Origin of the sequence: Streptomyces sp. NPDC005722 (genome assembly GCF_040630935.1) — a bacterium.
Lineage (GTDB): Bacteria > Actinomycetota > Actinomycetes > Streptomycetales > Streptomycetaceae > Actinacidiphila.
Genome location: NZ_JBEXYN010000009.1, coordinates 1 through 17,772, shown reverse-complemented (window position 1 = coordinate 17,772; position 17,772 = coordinate 1). Strand labels below are relative to the sequence as shown.

Sequence of the window (17,772 nt, the reverse complement as noted above, 5' to 3'; positions counted from 1 at the left end):
ATTGGTCTGTGGGAATCCTTGGGTGTGCCAGGGCCGGGTGGGCGTGACGGGTGGACATGCGCGGCACGCTGTTCGCCGACGCCCCTGACGGTTTCCCCCGGTCCAGAGGCGACGCCTTCGCCGTCGTGGACGCCCGGGGCACGGTGACGAACTGGACCCCCGGCGCGGAACGGCTGCTCGGCTGGGCGGCCGAGCAGGCCCGCGGTCCGGTGTCCCGGCTGCTGTGGTCCCGCTCCGACGGCGCCCGCCTCGCGGGCATCGTGTGCCCCGAGCACTCGGTCTTCCTGGGCCCCCTGCTGCTGCGGCACCGGGAGGGCGCACCCGTCGGGGTGCTGCTGTGGGGGCACCCCCTCGCGCGGGACCTGTGGCTGCTGCAGGCGGAGAACGCCGACGCGGTGCGCCACGACGACCTGCTCGGCGCGCTGCTGCGCGGGCTGTTCACCGAGTCGCCGTTCATCATCGACGTCTTCGACACGGACCTGCGCTTCCTGGCCCGCAACGACTCCCAGATCCGCGCCACGGGCTTCCCCGACGACTTCGTCGGGCTCACCATGCGCGAGGTGGCCCCGACCGGGCTGCTGGACACGGACGCCTTCGAGGCGCGCCAGCGGCTGGTGCTCACCTCGGGCCGGGCGATGATCGGCAGCGAGGTGCGCGGCCGCGACCCCCGCGACCCGGACCGGGACACGGTCTGGTCGGAGACGATCCTGCCGCTGCGCGGCGCCGACGGCGACGTCGTGGCCCTGGCGCACATGGTCTTCGACCTGACCACGGAGGCCCGGGCCCGGGAGCGGCTCGACCTGGTCAACGAGGCGAGCGCGCGGATCGGCAGCACCTTGGACGTGCTGCACACCGCCCAGGAGCTGACGGACGTGGCGGTGCCGCGGTTCGCGGACTTCAGCTACGTCAACCTGCTGGACCCGGTGATGGGCGGTGAGGAGCCGCTGCCCGGACCGGTCGCCGAGGCGGTGCCCCTGCGCCGCGCGGCGGCGACGATGGTCCCCGACGGCCCGGCGCAGACGGTGGTCTCGCCGGGCGAGGTGGACCACTTCGCGTCCCTGCCCGGCACCCCTGCCGCCAGGGCCCTGGCCAACGGCAAGCCGGTCCTGCTGACGGGCGAGGAGCTGCTGGTCGAGCTGGAGGCCGCCGATCCCGCCCGCGCGGAGATGGTCCGCGGCTTCGCCGTGCGGTCCTGGCTGCTGGTGCCGATGTTCGCCCGCGGGGCCGCGCTGGGCGTGGCCCTGTTCGTACGGTTCACCCGGGCCCATGCCTTCGAGGCGGACGACGTCCTGCTCGCCCGGGAGTTCGTCGCACGCGCCGCGGTCTGCATCGACAACGCCAGCCGCTACACCCGGGAACGCGCCACGGCCCTGGCCCTGCAACGCAACCTGCTGCCGCAGCGGCTTCCCACCCTGGCCACCGTGGACGCGGCCTCACGCCACCTGTCGCAGGGCGGCCACCCCGGGCTGGGCGGCACCTGGTTCGACGTCATCCCGCTGTCCGGCGCGCGGACCGCCCTGGTCATCGGCGAGGCGGGCGGGCACGGGCTGCACTCGGCGGTGTCCATGGGCCGGCTGCGGACGGCGGTGCGGACGCTGGCGGACCTGGACATGGCGCCGGAGGAACTGCTCACGCACCTGAGCGACCAGGTCAAGCGCCTGCGCGACGAGCAGGGCTGGCCGACGCCACCCGGAGCGGGCGCCCCGACCTGCCTCTACTCGATCTTCGACCCGATCACCATGCGCTCCCTCGTCGCCAGCGCGGGGCACGCGATGCCGGCGCGGGTGAGCCCCGACGGCCAGGTGTCGGTGCCCGGGACCCCCGCGACGCCCGGGCTGGGCACCGGCGGGGTGCCGTTCGAGTGCGTGGAGGTGGCCCACGCCGACGGCGACCTGCTCGCCCTCTACACCGAGGGGCTGCTCGCGCCGGAGACGGGGGACGGGACGGCGCTCCGGCTGGGCCGGGCGCTGGCCGGGGCCGGGGCCTCCGCCCGGAAGGGGCCGGGTGAGGTCGCGGACGAGGCACTGCGCCGGCTCGTGCCCGGCGGGCGCTGCGGGCAGGACGTGTCGCTCCTGGTGGCACGGCTGCACCGGTTGCCGCCGGACCGGTACGCCACCTGGGACCTGAGGGACGCGCCGGAGTCGGTCGGGCGGGCGCGGGGGCTGGTGACCGGGAAGCTGGCCGAGTGGCACCTGGAGGAGCTGGAGTTCACCACCGAACTGCTGGTCAGCGAGCTGGTCACGAACGCGATCCGCTACGGCTCGCCGCCGGTGCGGCTGCGGCTGATCCGCGACCGCCGGCTGATCTGCGAGGTCGGCGACGGCAGCAGCACCTCCCCGCACGTCCGGCGTGCCCTGGAGACGGACGAGGGCGGCCGCGGGCTCTACCTGGTCTCGCAGGTCGCGTCGCTCTGGGGGACGCGCTACCACGCCCGCGGCAAGACCCTCTGGGCCGAGCAGCCGCTGCCCGCGCCGGACGGGGCCGCGGAGGACGCCTGACGGCCGGCGCCGGCCAGGCCCGAGCGGCCTCCTCCGGGCCGCGGCCTCCTCCCCCGGCCGCCGGATCAGACCGCCGGATCAGCCGCGCGGGTCGCACGGACCCCGTACGCGCCGCCGGGCACCGCGGCGACGGGCACCTCGGTGACGGCGTCGGCGCCGCAGGTGTTGCGCAGCAGGAGGAGCGCGGCGTCGTCGTGCAGCCTGCCGCCGACGTGGTCGAGCAGGTCGCCGTGGAGCGCGGCCAGGGTCCGTGCGGGGTCGTCGGTCAGGTGGCGGGTGACGCGCTCGTCCAGGGGGTAGAAGCGGCGGCCGTGGTCGCGGGCCTCGATGACGCCGTCGGTGTACAGCAGCAGCTGGTCGCCCTCGGAGAAGGGCAGCACCTGGAGGACCGGGTCCTCCCCGGCGAGGGCGCGCAACCCCAGCGGCGGGACGTGGCCGGAGGACTCGACGGCGACGACGTCGCCCCCGCGCAGCAGGAGGGGGTGGGCGTGGCCGCAGTTGACGATCTCCATGCGGCCCGGGCCCGGATGCCCGACGACGACGGCGGTGACGAAGTCGTCGGGGCCGAGGTTGCGGGCCAGGCTGCGTTCGATCCGGTCGACGACGTCCAGCAGGTCGGGCTCGTCGTAGGCGGCCTCGCGGAACACGCCCAGCACCAGGGCGGCGGTGCTGACCGCCGGCAGTCCCTTGCCGCGGACGTCGCCCACGATCAGGCGCACCCCGTACGGCGTGGGCACCAGCGCGTACAGGTCGCCGCCGATCCGGGCCTCCGCCGCGGCGGCGCTGTAGCGGACCGCCACCTGGAAGGGGCCGACGGTCTCGGGCACGGGCAGCAGCAGCGCCTGCTGGGCGGCCTCGGCCACCGAGCGGACGGCCGCGAGCACGCGCTCACGGCGCTTGCGGGCGGCGGCCCCCAGCCCGCTCGCCAGGGTGACGGCGGTCAGCGCGCCCAGCACGATGGCGAGCTTGTCGCCCGGCATGCCCGTGTACGCGCCGAGGACGGCGGCCAGCGCCACGGTGAGCACCCCGACGCGCAGTACGCGCCAGGGGCCCCCGATGGCCGCGGCGAGCGCCGGGCCGACGGCGAGCAGCGGCAGCCAGTCGGGCCCGCTGCTGCTGACGAAGGCGACGAGGGCCACCGCGCAGATGATCAGGAACGGCGCTCCCGTGGCGACGTGCCACGTCGGGCGGCCGCCGTGGGGCTGGTCCGGGGCTTGACTCATGTTCGTCCGCAATCCCTGCCTGTGCGAGGCGTCACACCGCCGCTGTCCGTTTCAACCAGTTAATGGGTGTATGACCCAGGCCACAAGGGTGGGGATTTCAGATAGTGAGCGACAGGCCCCGCGTCACACGGCTCGCCGTGGGGAGCAGCCTGGCGCGTACCGCGTCGAGGGCGGCGACGCGGTCCGCGCGCAGCGACACACCGAGGGAGCCCAGGGTGGCGCCGCAGTAGACGGGCACCGCGATGCAGACCGTGCCGAGGGCGTACTCCTCCAGGTCCATGACGGCGGGCGGGGCGGGGACGTCCTCCAGGCGCCGCAGCAGCTCGGCGCGGCGGGTGATCGTGCGCGGGGTGAGATCGGCCAGCGGGTGCCGGGAGAGGTAGTCGTTGCGGGCCTCCTCGTCCAGCTCGCGCAGCACGCACTTGCCGAGCGCGGTGGCGTGTCCCGCCTCCTCGAAGCCCACCCACAGGTCGACACGCGGGGTCCGGGGGCCGTCGACGATGTCCGCCACCCGGATCTCGCCGTCCTCGTAGAACGTGAGGTAGGCGGCGGCCGACAGCTCGTCGCGCAGCGCGGCCAGCGCCGGCCGGACGCGGCTGAGCGGCATCTGGGGCCGGCTCGCGGCGTGCAGGGCGTCCAGCTTCTCGCCGAGGGCGAAGCCGCCGTCGTCGAGTTTGCGCACGTAGCCGTCGTGGGTCAGGGTCCGCAGCAGGTGGTAGGCGGTGGCGAGCGGCAGTTCGGTCTCGCGCGCCAGCTGTTTCGCCGGCGCGCCGCACTCGTGTGCACCCACCGCCTCCAGCAGGCGGAAGGCCCGCTGGACGGACGTGATGAGCGTCGGCCCGCCCTGAGCAGCCATGACTCCAGCCTGCGCCCCGTGTCCTGCCGCGGCAAGCGACGGCGGGGAACGGCCGGGGACACCGTGCGGTGCGTCCCGTGCGGCTTCGCGCGGACGCCTGCGTCGGCGCGCGCCGCTGTGCCACAGTGACGGCACGACGGTGCTCAACCCCGGGGGGAACGGTGCCGATGGACCTCATCGTCACGACACAGGCGCGAGACGCCGAGGACGAGCTGCGCTCGTTCCACACCTGGCTGCTCGACGACTCCTATGTGCGGCGCAACGCCAAGGTCACCCTCGACGGGCGCGGCCCGGCGCCCGGCCGCGTGGGCGGCGGCACCCTGGACGGTGTCCGGATCGCCCTCGACAGCGGCTTCCGGCTGGCCAACCTCGCCCTGGCATGGCTCGCCTGGCACGCCGCGCGCGCCTCGGCGCCAGAGCTGACCTTCGAGCACGACGGCGTCGCCGTCACCCTGTCCGGGCAGGACGTCGAGACCGCCACCCGCGTCCTGGAGTCGCTGCGCCCCACCGACCGGTGACGCCCGCCGGCGGGCGTGCCGGTGCCGGTGCCGGTGCCCGCGGCTACGCCTGCGCCAGGGCGAACACCGTGCCGGCCAGGGACCGCCAGGCGAGGTCGGAGTCGGGCGTGGCGGCGTGCGGGGAGCGGAAGTCGCCGAGGAAGGCGGCGACGTCGTCCAGTTGCCAGCGCAGGGCGTAGAGGGCGATGGCCTCCCGGTCCGGGCGGTGGCCGGTCGCGTCCTGGTAGCGGTCGAGGTCCCCGGGCCCGGCGGCGACCAGCCACAGGTCGCGCTCGGGCGGGGCGAGGCCCACGGTGTCCCAGTCGACGAGCGCGTACCCGGCGCCCTGGCGCAACAGGTTGCCGGGGTGCGGTTCGCCGTGGGTGACGACGCGTCCCGCTCCGTCGCGTTCGAGGGCGGCGGCACGCCGGTCGAACTCCGCCAGCCGGCGCCGGAGCACCCCTTCGTGCTCCCTCGTCAGGTCCCTGGCCCGCTCGGCGTACGGGCCGCCGTGCCAGGGGTCGTCCAGCCCGGCGAGGACCGACTCCAGCGCGGCGCGCCCGGGGAGGGCGAGCCGCGGGCGCGGTATGGGGGCCGGAGGCGGCGTCCGGTGGAGAACGGCGAGGGTGTCCAGCAGGGCGCCGCGTTCGCGTGCGTCGAGGCGGTCGCCGAACTGCCCCGCGACGCCGTCCGCGTGGGGGAAGACGCTCACCCCGTACCGCGTGCCGGCCCGGAGCACCGTGCCGCCCCCGGCGGCGGGCAGTGGGGCGACCACGAAGTCCCGTCCCGGGTGTGCCCGCAGGGCGAGGGCGGTGTCCATGGCCCGGCTCAACCCCGCGAAGGCCGCGTCGGCGTCCGCGCCGCAGTGACCCTTGTGCACCAGGTCGGCCACGGTGACGAACCACCGGCCGCCGTGCACGTCGGCCGCCGTCCAGTGGTGGTCGCCGAACCCGACGGGTTCGTGCGTCCACGACGCCACGTCGATCCCCCACGCGCGCAGCGCGTCACCCAGCTCCGCCTCGCCGATCCCCTCGGGCCGCTCCCTCATGCGACGACCCTAAGCGCTGCCGCGGGGCTCCCGCCCCGGAGGGGTACGTTGCCGGCCGTCCGCCAGGGCGGGGCGGGGGCGGGGGGAAAGCGCGTGCGGCATAGAGTGCTGATCATCCGTCCCCCGGAAGGACCGACGCAGATGTATGACGCACTCCTCGCCGAGACCGTGACCGTCACCGGTCACGGCGGCGACCGCATCGAGGCGTACTCCGCCCGCCCCATGGCCCCCGGTCCGTACGGCGGCGTCGTGGTTATCCACCACATGCCCGGCTACGACGACCCCACCAAGGAGATCACCCGCAGGCTCGCGGCGGAGGGCTTCGCCGCCGTCTGCCCGAACCTCTACAGCCGCGAGGCACCGGGCGCCTCGCCGGACGACGCGGCCGCGGCGGCGCGCGCCCAGGGCGGCGTGCCCGACGAGCGGTTCCTGGGTGACGCCGCGGGCGCCGCCGCGTACCTGCGCGGCCTGCCGTCGTCCAACGGCAAGGTCGGCGTGATCGGTTACTGCTCCGGTGGGCGTCAGGCGTTCCTCGCCCTGGCCTCGCTGGACGTGCAGGCCGGTGTCGACTGCTACGGCGCCTTCGTCGCGGGCCGGCCGCCGGAGGGCTTCCCGCTCCAGGTCGAGCCGATCGTCCACCTGGCGAAGGACCTGCGCGGCCCGCTGCTGGGCCTGTTCGGCGCCGAGGACAGCTACCCCTCCCCCGAGCACGTCGCCGAACTGGAGACGGAGCTCAAGGCGCAGGGCAAGCCGTACGAGTTCCACACCTACGAGAACGCGGGCCACGCCTTCTTCGCCGTGAACCGTCCGAGCTACCGCCCCGACGCGGCGGTCGACGGCTGGTCGAAGGTCCTGGCCTTCTTCAGGGAGAACCTCTGATGTGCACGTACCTCACCGAGAAGATCCGCATCGAGGGCAGCGGCAAGGGCGCCCAGGGCTACTTCGGGCTGACCGAGGCCATGGTCTACGTCGACCACCCGCAGCACGCGCCGTACGAGCACACCGTCAACATCGACTTCCTCAACCCGGCGCTCGGCCCCTCGGCCCGGGTCGCCGTCGAGCTCACCGAGGAGGCGGCGCTGGCGCTGGTCGACGCGATCCGCTCCGCCCTTGCGGCGGCCCCGCCGGGGCTGGCCTCCTCCGGGCGGACCGTGCCTGCGGCGCACTGACCGGACGGGCCGTCACCCCGGGACCGTGACCTGGACCAGGGCGTGCGTACCGCTGGTGCGCCACGCGGTGCCGCCGGCGTCCAGCCGGGCCACGGTCTCCGGGGCGAGCCCGGTGACGGTGTCGGACTTGAGGGTGCGCAGGGTGGCGAGCGGGCCCGGGAACCATGCGGTGACGTCGGCGAACGGCACGGTCGGGGGCCACAGCCGGTCGTCCACCAGGCGCCGGTAGTTGAGGTCGCCCTTCATCACGGTCAGCCGCGCCGCCGCGAACCGCTCCCGCAGGTCGTCCGGCGTGTCGCGGTAGCCGAGCGGCGCGCAGGCGAAGGGGTGCGCGACCAGGGCGAGCCGGCCCTCGCGCAGGGCCGCGAGCAGCCGTCCGCCGATGCGGGCGGCCTCCCCGGTCTCACCCGGGGCGGCGGTCATCCGGCGCAGGCAGGACAGGACGTCCTGGGTGGTGGCGTCGGAGACGTAGTACGGGCGTGGTTTGACGAGCAGTTGGACCTCGCGGGCGCGTCCGCTCGCGAGGAGGTGGTCGACGAGGGCGAGGTCGGCCAGGATCTCGCGGGCGCTGTTGTCGGCGACCACGACGACGGTGCCGCCGTCCAGCAGGGACCACAGCCGCTCCGACTCGTCGGCGACGAACGTGCCGGAGGCCTCGGGGTCGGCGGACCCGGCCACCATCGTGAAGCCGAGGTCGGCCTGGTTGCCCCACACGGCGGCCGCGAGCAGCGTCCGTTCCCGCTCGGCGGGGGCGAGCCCGGGCAGCGCGTCGAGGGCGGCGAGGTCGGCGGCGAAGCCGGGACCGTCCAGCTCGGCGTCCTTGAAGGGGGCGAACGGGTCGACGCCGTGCCACGCCCCCGCGGCGAGGTATCCGGCGGGGTCGAGGAGCCGGCGGTAGAAGTACGACTCGGACCACAGGAAGGGCAGTTCGGGCCACGGCCGCCCGAAGCGGCCCTCGCCCCACTCCTCCCAGGCCGCCCGGTCCGGCGCGTCCTGCGGCAACGCGGCGACCGTGCCGGAGCGCGACTCCTCCAGGAGTGCCGCGAAGCCCCGGCGGCGCTCCGGGCCGTACGGGACGGCGTCCAGGATGCGCCGTACCAGCACGGGGTGCCGCTCTTGGAAGACGCTCCGGGCGAAGGACCCGGGCTCGTCACAGGTGATCGCCGGTGCCTGCGGGAGCCGGGGGCCGGGGGTGTCCTCGGGGTGTCCACCCATGCGTCGTCGTCCTCCAGCGGTCGGGGGCGGGGCAGCCGTCGCGGGCATTGTCACAGGAAGCGGAGGGGAAGTGGGGCATCCAGGCCGTACGCGGCCGTGCGGCACGCGCGGTTCCCCTCCGGCGCGGCCTCGGGCACGCTGTCCGCGGCGGGTCGGCCGGGAGCGGGTCGGACCCGCCCGGATGCACGGGGATGTACGGGGAGCGACGGGAACGTACGGGGAGCGACGGGGAGGACGCATGGGCGGGGCAGGGCAGACGGGAACGGGGGACGGCATGCCGGCGACGGTCGTGCTCGGGGACGTGGGGCCGCGCGTGACGGACGTCGTGACCGCGCTGGGGCTCCTGACGGGTCTGGACGCGGAGCGGTGCCGGTCCCTCACGGACCGGAGCCCGGTGGCCGTGCTGCGGGACGTGCCGGAGGCGGACGCCGAGGCGGCCGTCGCCGCACTGCGCGCCGCCGGGGCCACCGCCGGGATCGGCGGTTCCGGGCCGGGGTCGCGGCTGGACCGGGCTCTCACCCAGGGTCGGGAACGGCCGCTGCCGCCGGAGGTCGCGCGCCTGCTGCGGGACGTGGACGCCCCGCCGAGGCTCGCGGCCCACCTGCGGCTGGTGCACGACGTGGCGTACGAACTGGTCGCGTGGGTGGGGCGGTACAGCCCGGTCCTGGCCGTCGACCGGGAAGCCGTGCTCTTCGGCGCGGCCACCCACGACATCGGCAAGGCGCTGCACGTCGCCGAACTGTCGGGCCCGGGCAGCGCCCACGAGGACGCGGGCCGCGCGCTGCTGCTGGCGCGGGGCGTCACGCCGCGCCTGGCACGGTTCGCGGCCACCCACGGCTCGTGGACGGACGCGGCCGTCACCATGGAGGACCTGCTGGTGAGCGTGGCCGACAAGGTATGGAAGGGAAAGCGCGTCACGGAACTGGAGGACCTGGTCGTGGACCGGCTGGCCGGGGCGACCGGCGACGAGCGCTGGGAGGTGTTCCTGGCACTGGACGGGTTCCTCTCCGGCGTCGCCGCCGACGCGGACCGGCGGCTGGACTTCCACTCCTCGTTCCCCGCGGTCCGGGGCGCGGTGGGCCGCACTTCCTGGGCGCCCGAGCCCGGCGGTGCGTGAGGCGGCGTCAGGGGCGGGCCGGACCCCGACCGCTGACCGGGCCCGGTCAGCGGTCCGGTTGCCGCCGGCCGGGGCGCGACACGTCGTACAGGACGCGTTCCAGCGGCTGTCCGGGCCCGGAGATCGTCATGCGGGGCGAGATCCGCATCACGGTCCACGCGAACGGCGACGTCGTCGACACGGCCGGGCCCGTGCTCGCCCGAACCGGCTACCTGGAAGTGCGTGTCTCGGCCACCAGCCCCTGTATGACCGGCTGACCGCCGTCAACAGGCGCCCCACGCGCCCCCTTTGCGGCCTGGAGAGACACCGGCGACGCAAGACGCCCCTCCCTCGGTGTCGTTCGGGTGCACGACCGGCCGCGAGATGATGGTCCCGCCGGCGATCACCGCCCGGCAGGGTCGACGTATCGGGCCGCGTCCTGGCAGGGTCGGGACCGGCGTTCACGGCGCGGGGGTACGAGAGTGGCAGGGATGACCGGGTGCACGGCGACCGAGCGCCCGGACCTGCCGGTTCCCGGAACCGCGTCCCGCCCGGGCGGCCGGCCGGGACCGGGGCCGCGGGCTGCGCGGTTCGGGCTGAGGGCGGGAGCGGGGAGGCCGTGCCGGTGACCGACCGTTCGAGGCTCCTCGCATCGCGCATGCGGCTGCCGCTCGCCGGCCCCTGGACGGTGGACGCAGGGCTGACGCTGCTCGTACTGGCGGCCGAGACCATCCCGTTCGTCGTGCCCCGCTCCCCGTCACTGCCGCCCGCCACCTGGGCGTCGTACGGCCTGACGGCGCTCGGCGTGCTGCCCCTGTTGTGGCGGCGCCGGGCGCCGGTGGCCGTGCTCGCCGCCGTCCTCGCCGCGCAGGCGCTCTACCGGTTCACGGTCGACGGGCCGGGGCAGCCCCTGCCGTACAACGCGCTGGTGGCGCTCTACACGGTCGCCGAGCTGACGCCGGCCAGGTGGCGCGTCCCCGTGGCCGCGGGAACGCTGGCGCTGATCTTCCCGTCGGTGGCGCTGAACTCCGGTGAGGCCAGGGAGCTGCTGTTCTCGCTGTTCCTCTTCGGCGCGGCCTACGGATTCGGCCGTCTCACGCACACCCGCAAGGCCTACACGGCCGCCCTGGAGGACCGGGCGGCCCAGCTGGAACGGGCGAACCGCATCGAACGGGAGCAGGCGGCGGCAGCGGAACGGGCCCGGATCGCGCGGGAGATGCACGACATCCTCTCGCACGCGGTGAGCCTGATGGTGGTGCAGGCGGAGGCGGGACCGGTCGCGGTCCGTACGGCGCCGGAGCGTGCCGAGGCGGCGTTCGAGGCCATCTCCGGGACGGGGCGCGACGCGATGGCGCAGCTGCGCAGGATGCTGGGGGTGCTCAGGCAGGACACGGGGGTCCCGGAGCCCGCGTCCCGCAAGCCGCTGCCCGCCCTGGTGGACCTTCCGCTGCTCGTGGAGCAGGTGGTCTCCGGCGGTCTCGCCGTCACGTACGTGCCCGTGGGCCTTCCGGGGTCCCTGTCGCCGGCTGCCGAGGCGACCGTCTACCGGATCGTGCAGGAGTCGCTGACCAACGTGGTCAGACACGCTTCCGCCGAATCGGCCGTGGTGCGCGTCGAGTTGGGCGCCGGGGCAGTGGAGGTGACGGTCACCGACGACGGCAGGGGCGCCGTGGCCGGCACCGCCGGAGGGCCGGGCGGTGGCACGGGGCACGGTCTGATCGGGCTGCGCGAGCGGGCCGCGGCGCACGGCGGGACCGTCGAGACGGGCCCGGGCCCGGGCGGCACGGGATTCCGGGTGAGGGTGCGCTTCCCGGTGGCGGACGACTTCACGGAGGTGGACGGGTGACGATTCGCGTGGTGGTGGCCGACGACCAGGAGCTGGTGCGCAGCGGCTTCGCCATGATCCTCGACGCCCAGCCCGGCATCGAGGTGGTCGCGGAGGCGGCTGACGGCGCCACGGCGGCGGAGGCCGTACGGCTCCAGGGCGCGGACGTGGCGCTCCTGGACGTCAGGATGCCGGGCACGGACGGGATCGAGGCGTGCCGCGCCATCAGCGCCGCGACCGGCTGCCGGACGATCATGCTCACCACCTTCGACTCCGACGAGTACGTGTACGAGGCGCTGCGCGCGGGGGCGAGCGGCTTCCTCCTCAAGGACGTCAGACGTGACGACCTGGTGCACGCGGTGCGGGTGGTGGCCGCGGGCGACTCCCTGCTCGCCCCCACCGTGGCGCGCCGGCTGGTCGAGGAGTACCGGCGCCGGCCCCGGCCGTCCTGGGCGCCTCCCTCGGCACCGCTCGACGCGCTGACCGCCAGGGAGCGCGAGACGCTGCTGCACCTCGCCCGGGGGCTGTCCAACGCCGAGATCGCGGCCGCGCTGACGGTCAGCGAGCACACCGTGAAGACCCATGTCGGCAACGTGCTGGCGAAACTGGGGCTCAGGGACCGCATCCAGGCCGTCATCTGCGCGTACGAGACCGGACTCGTGACCGCGGGGGAAGCGGCCGCCGCCGGGCACCCGGCCGGCGATCCCCCGCCCGGGGGAGCCGGTCCGGCCCCCTCCCCCGCGCGGGCGAGCCGGGGCCCGCGGCAAGACCGCTCGCCCGGGCGATCCGCTCGGGGGCGGTGATCAACAGGATGGCAGGCAACGGCTCGAGCCGTTCCCCGTCGTCAGGAGACCACACGATGAACACCCGTGCCCGCACCTCCACGCGCACCCGTACCGCCCTGGCCGCCGTCCTCGCCCTGAGCGCCGTGACCTTCCCGGCGGCCCGGGCGGCGGTGGCCGCTCCACCCCTGTCGCCGTCCGCGTGCGCTTCCACCGCGCACACGGGCGGGCTCGACACCGCGGCGCTGTGCGCGGCGCTCGGCTCGCTGCCCGACTCGGGCACCACCGCGGCGCTCGTCCGCGTCGGCGGCACCGACGGCACCTGGCGCGGCAGCGCGGGTGTGCACGACCTGGACAGCGGACGCCCGGCCGATCCGCGGGGCCGTTTCCGGGCCGGCTCGGTGACGAAGGTGTTCACGGCGGCGGTGGTCCTGCAACTCGCTGCCGAGCGGAAGGTGGACCTCGGCGCGCCCGCGCGCCACTACCTGCCGGCGCTGATCCCCGCGGCGTACGGGGGCGTCACCGTACGGCAGTTGCTCGACCACACGAGCGGCATCCCCGCGGCGGACATGCCGGCCGACACCGTCGAGGGGGCCTACGCCCACCGGTTCGACCTCTTCACGCCCGAGGACATGGTCGCGAACGCGACCGCGAAGACAGCCGAGTTCGCGCCCGGCACGCAACAGCACTACCTCAACATCAACTACACCGTGCTGGGTCTGCTCGTCGAGAAGGTCACCGGACACGCCTACGAGGAGGAGGTCGGCCGGCGGATACTGCGGCCGCTGCAGCTCCGGAACACCTCCTACCCCGGCACCGACCCGCGCATCAAGGGCCCCCACAACCACGGCTACCAGGCCTTTCCGCGCCCCGACGGCTCGACCGAGCTCCGCGACGTGACGGTGTGGGGCCAGACGGAGGGCTACGCGGCGGGTGATGTCATCTCGACCACCGCAGACCTGGAACGGTTCCTGCGGGCGCTGTTCACCGGCCGCGTGGTGCCGCGGCCGCAGCTGGAGGAGATGTTCACCCTGCCCGCGCCGTCGGTGCGCGAGTACGGTTCGGGCGCCCCGGCCTCGTACAGCGCGGGGCTGTCCGTGGTCACCCTCGGCGGCCGCGAGGTCTGGGGCAAGACGGGCAGCCGGTACGGCTACACCAGCGTCATCGCCGCGACCCGCGACCTGTCCCGCACGATGGTGGTGAACGTCGGTGCCACCGACGCGAAGGGCGAGGGCATGAACCCCACCGAACTGGCCTTGCTCGTGGCGGCGTTCGGGCCTCCGTCCGCCTGAGACGGCCCGGCCGTTCCCCGGGCCGGGCCGGCAGCGGGCGCCTCGCTCACTGGGCGCAGACCGCCGACGCCACGAAAGTGCTGGGCTGCTCCGACGCGGGGACGACCACCGTCCAGCCGTTGCCGACCAGGTCCGAGGACCGTACGGGAACGGGCGGTCCCGTGAGGAAGGCGACGCCCCCTCCGGTCACCGTGGTGCCCGGCGGGCACTGGGCGGTGGCCACGGAGTCGCCCTCCGTGTCCGTGGGTACCGGCTGGCTGGTGACCCTCGTCGTACGGACAGGTCCGGGCGGACCAGGGGGACCGGAGGGACCGGCAGGACCGGCAGGACCGGCAGGACCCGATGGGCCCGCGGAGCCCGGCGCACCCGACGGCCCTGACGGGCCCGGGGGTCCCGCAGGGCCGGCCGGGCCCGAGGGGCCGGGAGGCCCGGGAGGCCCGTGCCGGCCCGGGGGCCCCGGGCAGTAGCCGGGCAACGCCGGTGAGAAGAAGCACGGGTGTGCCGTGCTCTGCTCGCCCCCGCGGGCCGCTGCGGGCATCGCGGGAGCCTCCCGGGCGCTGCCCGTCGGTGCCGCGGCGGCAACGGTGCCGGAGGCCAGTGCCACGGCCGCCACCCATGCGCCCACCCGGCGCGACCGTTGCGTCCTCTCCGGCGAGGGCCCGGTTGCGCGGTTCCGCATGTGTCCTCCCGGAGGGACTGGGGACGGGGGGCGATCCCCAGCAAGGTTCACGCCGGGAGATCACCGCCGCACCCCCCGCCGCCCGACCGGGTGACCGGGTGACCGGGCGGACGTCGGCCGTGGGCCGGGGGGTCGGCTGCCGGGCGGCCCCGCGGCAGCGGTCTCCGTGGGAGGGCTCAGGCGTCGGGGGGCGGCAGGGCGCGGAGCAGGGCTTCGAGCGCCGCCCGGTAGGCGTGTTCCGCCGGGGTGGCGTAGCCGATGACGAGACCGTCGCCGGCCGGATCGGCGGCCCCCGGGTGACGGAACTCGGCGAGGCCGTCCAGGGCGATCCCCTGCCAGGCGGCGGCCTTGACCGCGGACGCCTCCGTGCCGGGCGGCAGCCGGAGGACCACGTGCAGACCCGCCGCGATCCCGGTGACGCCGATGTGCGGGGCCCCTTCGGCGAGGGCGGTGACGAGCTGGTCGCGGCGGCGCCGGTAGCGCTGCCGCATGCGGCGGACGTGCCGGTCGTACTGTCCGGAGGCGAGGAACTCCGCGAGCGTGAGCTGGTCGAGCACGCTCGCCCATGCCTCGCGATCGCCCTTGGCGGCCAGCACGCCGTCGACGAGGTGCTCGGGCAGCACCATCCAGCCGATCCGTACCGCGGGCGAAAGGCTCTTGCTGACCGAGCCGAGGTGGACGACCCGTTCGGGGTCCAGGCCCTGCAGGGCGCCGACGGGCTCGCGGTCGTAGCGGAACTCCCCGTCGTAGTCGTCCTCGAGGACCAGGCCGCCGGTGGTGCGGGCCCAGTCGACGACGGCGGCGCGCCGGGCCGGGTGCAGCGGGCCGCCCGTGGGGAACTGGTGGGCGGGGGTGAGCAGGACGCCGCGCACCCGTGGATCCGCGGCCAGTTCCTCGACGCGGGCGCCCTGCCCGTCCAGGCCCAGCGGCACCGTGCGTACGCCCGCGCCCTCCAGGATCCCGCGGTGGAAGCCGAGCCCGTACGACTCCACCGCGAAGGGACCGCGCAGCACCCCGCCGCCGACGCCACGCGAGCCCGCGAACAGCAGCCGCAGCGCGTGGGCGAACCCGGAGCACACCACGATGCGTTCCGGGTCGACGCGCACCCCGCGGGCCCGGGACAGGTAGTCGGTGAGCGCGCGGCGCAACTCGACGCGGCCGCGCGGATCACCGGCCCCGAAGGCGTCGTCGGGTGCGGCGCCCAGGGCTCGCCGGGCAGCCGCGAGCCAGGCCGTGCGGGGGAAGGAGGCGGCCTCGGGGGTGCCCTGGCGCAGGTTGTGCGGGACGGGCCGTCCGGGGGCGGGCTTCGGCTTCCGGGGGCGCCCGGGCGGCGCGGCGCGTTCCGTCACGCGGGTCCCGGAGCCCTGACGTGCGGTCAGCCACCCCTCGGCGACCAGCTCGGCGTAGGCGTCGGCGACGGTGTTGCGGGCCAGGCCGAGGTCGGCGGCGAGCGAGCGGTAGGGCGGCAGTCGGGTACCCGGCGCGAGCCGTCCCTCGCGCACGGCCTCCCGCAGGGCGCGGATGAGCACGGCGCGGCGACTGCCCGGACCGGACAGGTCCAGGTGCAGGTCGCTGCTGACGCGCTCCGCTGAATTGACCCATGAATCCGGCACGGGAATGCACCCTAACCGAGGTCTTTCCCGGCCGTAGATTCATGGTCATGACGAACACCACGCAGACCCCGACCGCCGCCACGACCGCCCACGGCCACGCCCCGCGCGTCGACTTCGCCAGGGCCGCCCCCAAGGCCTTCAAGGCCCTCATCGGCTTCGACGCCGCCGCGCGCGAAGGCCTCGACCCGGCCCTCGTCGAGCTGATCCAGATCCGCGCCTCACTCCTCAACGGCTGCGCCTACTGCCTGCACATGCACACCTCCGACGCCCGGAAGGCCGGCGAGGACGAGGCCCGGCTGCACATGATCGGTGTGTGGCGGGAGGCCCGTACCTTCTTCACGGAGAGGGAGCGGGCCGCCCTCGCCCTGACCGAGGCCGTCACCCTCGTCTCCCACGGCGGCGTGCCCGACGACGTCTACGCCGAGGCGGCCCGCCACTTCGACGACGCGGAGCTGGCCCGCGTCCTCGCCCTGATCTTCACCATCAACACCTGGAACCGCATCGCCCTCAGCACCGGCAAGGTCGCCGGCGAGGACGGGAGGGCGGCCCGCTGACGGCGGCCGCGCGAACAGACGACTGCGCGAACGGCGGTCGCGGGGGCGGGGCCCGAAGGGCAAGGGCCGCGTTCGGTGGCACGAGTCGGCGCACGCGTACGGATCGGCGGCGCAGGTTCCGGGCCGGCCGTCCTCGACGTGACGGTCGCCGCGGCCCGTGCCGGCGGGAACGCGCGGTGACCGACTCCGTCACCAGGCAGCCGACCGATGCGCGGCGCGCGGCTCACCAGGCCGTGCCCTATGGCCGGTCAGCCGCCCAGGTGCGCTTCCACGAGGGCGTCGAGCGCGTCGCGCACCCGGGCCTGGCGGGCGATCGCCAACAGGGCCCTGGCCAGCACCGGTTCGGGCCGCCGGTCGGCGATGACCAACCCCACCCGGGGCCCGTGCGCCGGTCCTTCCAACGGCACCACGCGCATCCCCGGGGGCACCCCGAACATGTGCAGCCAGGCGTGCGAGATGACGCTCGACCAGCGCCCGCCCGAACCCGCCAGGTGCGCGTACAGCCCGGCGACGGAGTCCGTCTCGACGGCCGGCGCCGCGGTGACCCCGTCCGCGGCGAAGCACTCGTCCATGATCCGGCGGTTGCGCATCCGTGACGACAACAGGCACAACGGCAGCGCGGCGGCCTGCTCCCAGCGCGCCACCGGCAACGCCGCCGGCGGCGTGTCGTCGGGGGTCAGCAGCAGGTAGCGCTCCTCGTAGAGCGGGAAGCGGCGCACCTGGCGCAGGGCGTCGTCGTCCAGGTACGTCATCGCGACGTCGAGCTCGAACTCCCCGAGCCGGTCGCTGATCTCGCGCGAGGACAGTGACTCCAGGCTGACCCGCACCCCCGGGTGCCGCTCGCAGAACGGCGTCGTCAGCAAGGAGGCGGCGGTCAGCGCGGTGGGTATCGCGCCGAGCCGCAACGTGCCGGTCAACCCCCCTCGCATCTCGGAGAGTTCCTGCTGCAGCGCGTCCCGCTCGGCCAGGATGCGGTGCGCCCACAGCAGCACCCGTTCGCCCTCCGGGGTCAGCCCCTCGAAACGGCGGCCGCGCCGCACGATCGGCACGTCCAGCTCGCGCTCCAGCTTGCGGATGCCCGCCGACAACGAGGGCTGCGAGACGAAGCAGGCGTCGGCGGCACGCGCGAAGTGCCGTTCCCTGGCCAGGGCCACCAGGTACTCCAGTTGACGAAGCAGCATGGCTCACGGTCGCACACACCTGCACCGACTCGGGAGCCGGGTACGGCACTTGCGAGCCTCTTCTCGCGATGAGCCTGCCGATGCAATGGGGTAGGGGTATTCAAGCCCGCATCTGCGTTGGCTATGATCACCTCGCGGTCATTGCATACAGTCGACCAACGTGGTCGTCGAGAGACCGTAGAGACCGAGACTCGGAGGAGCAGCCCTGTGATGACCCGTCCCACGCACCGCCGGACCCTTCAGC

17 protein-coding genes are annotated in these 17,772 nt (G+C 75.1%); 10 read left to right on the top strand and 7 right to left on the bottom strand.

Going from position 1 to position 17,772, the window contains the following annotated elements; all coding sequences use genetic code 11:
• Positions 1–56 precede the first annotated feature (56 nt).
• Positions 57–2,498: a SpoIIE family protein phosphatase gene (locus tag ABZ479_RS13470; RefSeq protein WP_500461711.1), complete on the top strand. Its 2,442-nt coding sequence runs from the start codon at positions 57–59 to the stop codon at positions 2,496–2,498.
• 65 nt (positions 2,499–2,563) lie between these two features.
• On the opposite strand, the gene ABZ479_RS13465 is transcribed toward ABZ479_RS13470, so the two are convergent.
• Both ABZ479_RS13465 and ABZ479_RS13460 read right to left on the bottom strand, forming a co-directional pair.
• Entirely contained in the window at positions 2,564–3,721 is a 1,158-nt protein-coding gene (locus ABZ479_RS13465) for a PP2C family protein-serine/threonine phosphatase (RefSeq protein WP_500461710.1), read from the bottom strand.
• A gap of 97 nt (positions 3,722–3,818) precedes the next feature.
• Entirely contained in the window at positions 3,819–4,577 is a 759-nt protein-coding gene (locus ABZ479_RS13460) for an IclR family transcriptional regulator (RefSeq protein WP_500461709.1), read from the bottom strand.
• A 167-nt stretch (positions 4,578–4,744) separates the two neighbouring features.
• Between ABZ479_RS13460 and ABZ479_RS13455 the strand changes: the two genes are divergently transcribed.
• Positions 4,745–5,095: an effector-associated constant component EACC1 gene (locus tag ABZ479_RS13455; RefSeq protein WP_500461708.1), complete on the top strand. Its 351-nt coding sequence runs from the start codon at positions 4,745–4,747 to the stop codon at positions 5,093–5,095.
• A gap of 43 nt (positions 5,096–5,138) precedes the next feature.
• On the opposite strand, the gene ABZ479_RS13450 is transcribed toward ABZ479_RS13455, so the two are convergent.
• On the bottom strand, positions 5,139–6,122 hold the full coding sequence (locus ABZ479_RS13450) for a phosphotransferase (RefSeq protein WP_500461707.1): 984 nt from the start codon (positions 6,120–6,122) through the stop codon (positions 5,139–5,141).
• A gap of 141 nt (positions 6,123–6,263) precedes the next feature.
• On the opposite strand from ABZ479_RS13450, the gene ABZ479_RS13445 reads away from it, so the two are divergent.
• On the top strand, positions 6,264–7,001 hold the full coding sequence (locus tag ABZ479_RS13445) for a dienelactone hydrolase family protein (protein ID WP_500461706.1): 738 nt from the start codon (positions 6,264–6,266) through the stop codon (positions 6,999–7,001).
• A complete protein-coding gene (locus ABZ479_RS13440) occupies positions 7,001–7,291 on the top strand; it encodes a DUF6295 family protein (protein ID WP_500461705.1) in 291 nt (96 codons plus the stop codon). The genes ABZ479_RS13445 and ABZ479_RS13440 overlap by 1 nt, the downstream gene beginning before the upstream one ends.
• 12 nt (positions 7,292–7,303) lie before the next feature.
• Here the strand turns inward: ABZ479_RS13440 and ABZ479_RS13435 are convergent, their stop codons facing one another.
• Positions 7,304–8,506 carry a damage-control phosphatase ARMT1 family protein gene (locus ABZ479_RS13435; RefSeq protein WP_500461704.1) on the bottom strand — a complete coding sequence of 401 codons (1,203 nt, stop codon included), beginning with the start codon at positions 8,504–8,506 and terminating at the stop codon, positions 7,304–7,306.
• Positions 8,507–9,008: 502 nt separating this feature from the next.
• Between ABZ479_RS13435 and ABZ479_RS13430 the strand changes: the two genes are divergently transcribed.
• The 5 genes from ABZ479_RS13430 (at position 9,009) to ABZ479_RS13410 (ending at position 13,501) form a co-directional block, all read left to right on the top strand.
• Positions 9,009–9,623: an HD domain-containing protein gene (locus ABZ479_RS13430; protein ID WP_500461874.1), complete on the top strand. Its 615-nt coding sequence runs from the start codon at positions 9,009–9,011 to the stop codon at positions 9,621–9,623.
• A gap of 128 nt (positions 9,624–9,751) precedes the next feature.
• Positions 9,752–9,880, top strand: a complete 129-nt coding sequence (locus tag ABZ479_RS13425; RefSeq protein WP_500461703.1) for a hypothetical protein — start codon at positions 9,752–9,754, stop codon at positions 9,878–9,880.
• A gap of 380 nt (positions 9,881–10,260) precedes the next feature.
• The gene (locus ABZ479_RS13420) at positions 10,261–11,448 is read left to right on the top strand and encodes a sensor histidine kinase (protein ID WP_500461873.1); all 1,188 of its coding nucleotides are present in this window, start codon (positions 10,261–10,263) and stop codon (positions 11,446–11,448) included.
• Entirely contained in the window at positions 11,445–12,230 is a 786-nt protein-coding gene (locus ABZ479_RS13415) for a response regulator (protein ID WP_500461702.1), read from the top strand. Before ABZ479_RS13420 ends, ABZ479_RS13415 begins: the two co-directional genes overlap by 4 nt.
• 56 nt (positions 12,231–12,286) lie before the next feature.
• Positions 12,287–13,501 (top strand): serine hydrolase domain-containing protein, encoded by a 1,215-nt coding sequence (locus tag ABZ479_RS13410; RefSeq protein ID WP_500461701.1) that lies wholly within the window; start codon positions 12,287–12,289, stop codon positions 13,499–13,501.
• Positions 13,502–13,547: 46 nt separating this feature from the next.
• Here the strand turns inward: ABZ479_RS13410 and ABZ479_RS13405 are convergent, their stop codons facing one another.
• Entirely contained in the window at positions 13,548–13,724 is a 177-nt protein-coding gene (locus tag ABZ479_RS13405) for a hypothetical protein (RefSeq protein WP_500461700.1), read from the bottom strand.
• Between the two features lie 632 nt (positions 13,725–14,356).
• Entirely contained in the window at positions 14,357–15,793 is a 1,437-nt protein-coding gene (pdxR, locus tag ABZ479_RS13400; RefSeq protein WP_500461699.1) for a MocR-like pyridoxine biosynthesis transcription factor PdxR, read from the bottom strand.
• Positions 15,794–15,834: 41 nt separating this feature from the next.
• On the opposite strand from pdxR, the gene ABZ479_RS13395 reads away from it, so the two are divergent.
• Complete coding sequence (locus ABZ479_RS13395; RefSeq protein WP_500461698.1) at positions 15,835–16,347, top strand: carboxymuconolactone decarboxylase family protein; 513 nt, start codon at positions 15,835–15,837, stop codon at positions 16,345–16,347.
• 248 nt (positions 16,348–16,595) lie between these two features.
• Here ABZ479_RS13395 and ABZ479_RS13390 read toward each other — a convergent pair whose 3' ends face one another.
• The gene (locus tag ABZ479_RS13390; protein ID WP_499602849.1) at positions 16,596–17,528 is read right to left on the bottom strand and encodes a LysR family transcriptional regulator; all 933 of its coding nucleotides are present in this window, start codon (positions 17,526–17,528) and stop codon (positions 16,596–16,598) included.
• Between the last annotated feature and the right edge of the window lie 244 nt (positions 17,529–17,772).

What these genes read in the sequence shown, in the direction of transcription:
- ABZ479_RS13470 (WP_500461711.1), top strand. Translation starts at nt 57, where the DNA reads ATGCGCGGCACGCTGTTCGCCGACGCCCCTGACGGTTTCCCCCGGTCC.
- ABZ479_RS13460 (WP_500461709.1), bottom strand. Translation starts at nt 4,577, where the DNA reads ATGGCTGCTCAGGGCGGGCCGACGCTCATCACGTCCGTCCAGCGGGCC.
- ABZ479_RS13425 (WP_500461703.1), top strand. Translation starts at nt 9,752, where the DNA reads ATGCGGGGCGAGATCCGCATCACGGTCCACGCGAACGGCGACGTCGTC.
- ABZ479_RS13435 (WP_500461704.1), bottom strand. Translation starts at nt 8,506, where the DNA reads ATGGGTGGACACCCCGAGGACACCCCCGGCCCCCGGCTCCCGCAGGCA.
- ABZ479_RS13465 (WP_500461710.1), bottom strand. Translation starts at nt 3,721, where the DNA reads ATGAGTCAAGCCCCGGACCAGCCCCACGGCGGCCGCCCGACGTGGCAC.
- ABZ479_RS13445 (WP_500461706.1), top strand. Translation starts at nt 6,264, where the DNA reads ATGTATGACGCACTCCTCGCCGAGACCGTGACCGTCACCGGTCACGGC.
- ABZ479_RS13450 (WP_500461707.1), bottom strand. Translation starts at nt 6,122, where the DNA reads ATGAGGGAGCGGCCCGAGGGGATCGGCGAGGCGGAGCTGGGTGACGCG.
- ABZ479_RS13390 (WP_499602849.1), bottom strand. Translation starts at nt 17,528, where the DNA reads ATGCTGCTTCGTCAACTGGAGTACCTGGTGGCCCTGGCCAGGGAACGG.
- ABZ479_RS13410 (WP_500461701.1), top strand. Translation starts at nt 12,287, where the DNA reads ATGAACACCCGTGCCCGCACCTCCACGCGCACCCGTACCGCCCTGGCC.
- ABZ479_RS13440 (WP_500461705.1), top strand. Translation starts at nt 7,001, where the DNA reads ATGTGCACGTACCTCACCGAGAAGATCCGCATCGAGGGCAGCGGCAAG.
- ABZ479_RS13455 (WP_500461708.1), top strand. Translation starts at nt 4,745, where the DNA reads ATGGACCTCATCGTCACGACACAGGCGCGAGACGCCGAGGACGAGCTG.
- ABZ479_RS13395 (WP_500461698.1), top strand. Translation starts at nt 15,835, where the DNA reads ATGGTCATGACGAACACCACGCAGACCCCGACCGCCGCCACGACCGCC.
- ABZ479_RS13420 (WP_500461873.1), top strand. Translation starts at nt 10,261, where the DNA reads ATGCGGCTGCCGCTCGCCGGCCCCTGGACGGTGGACGCAGGGCTGACG.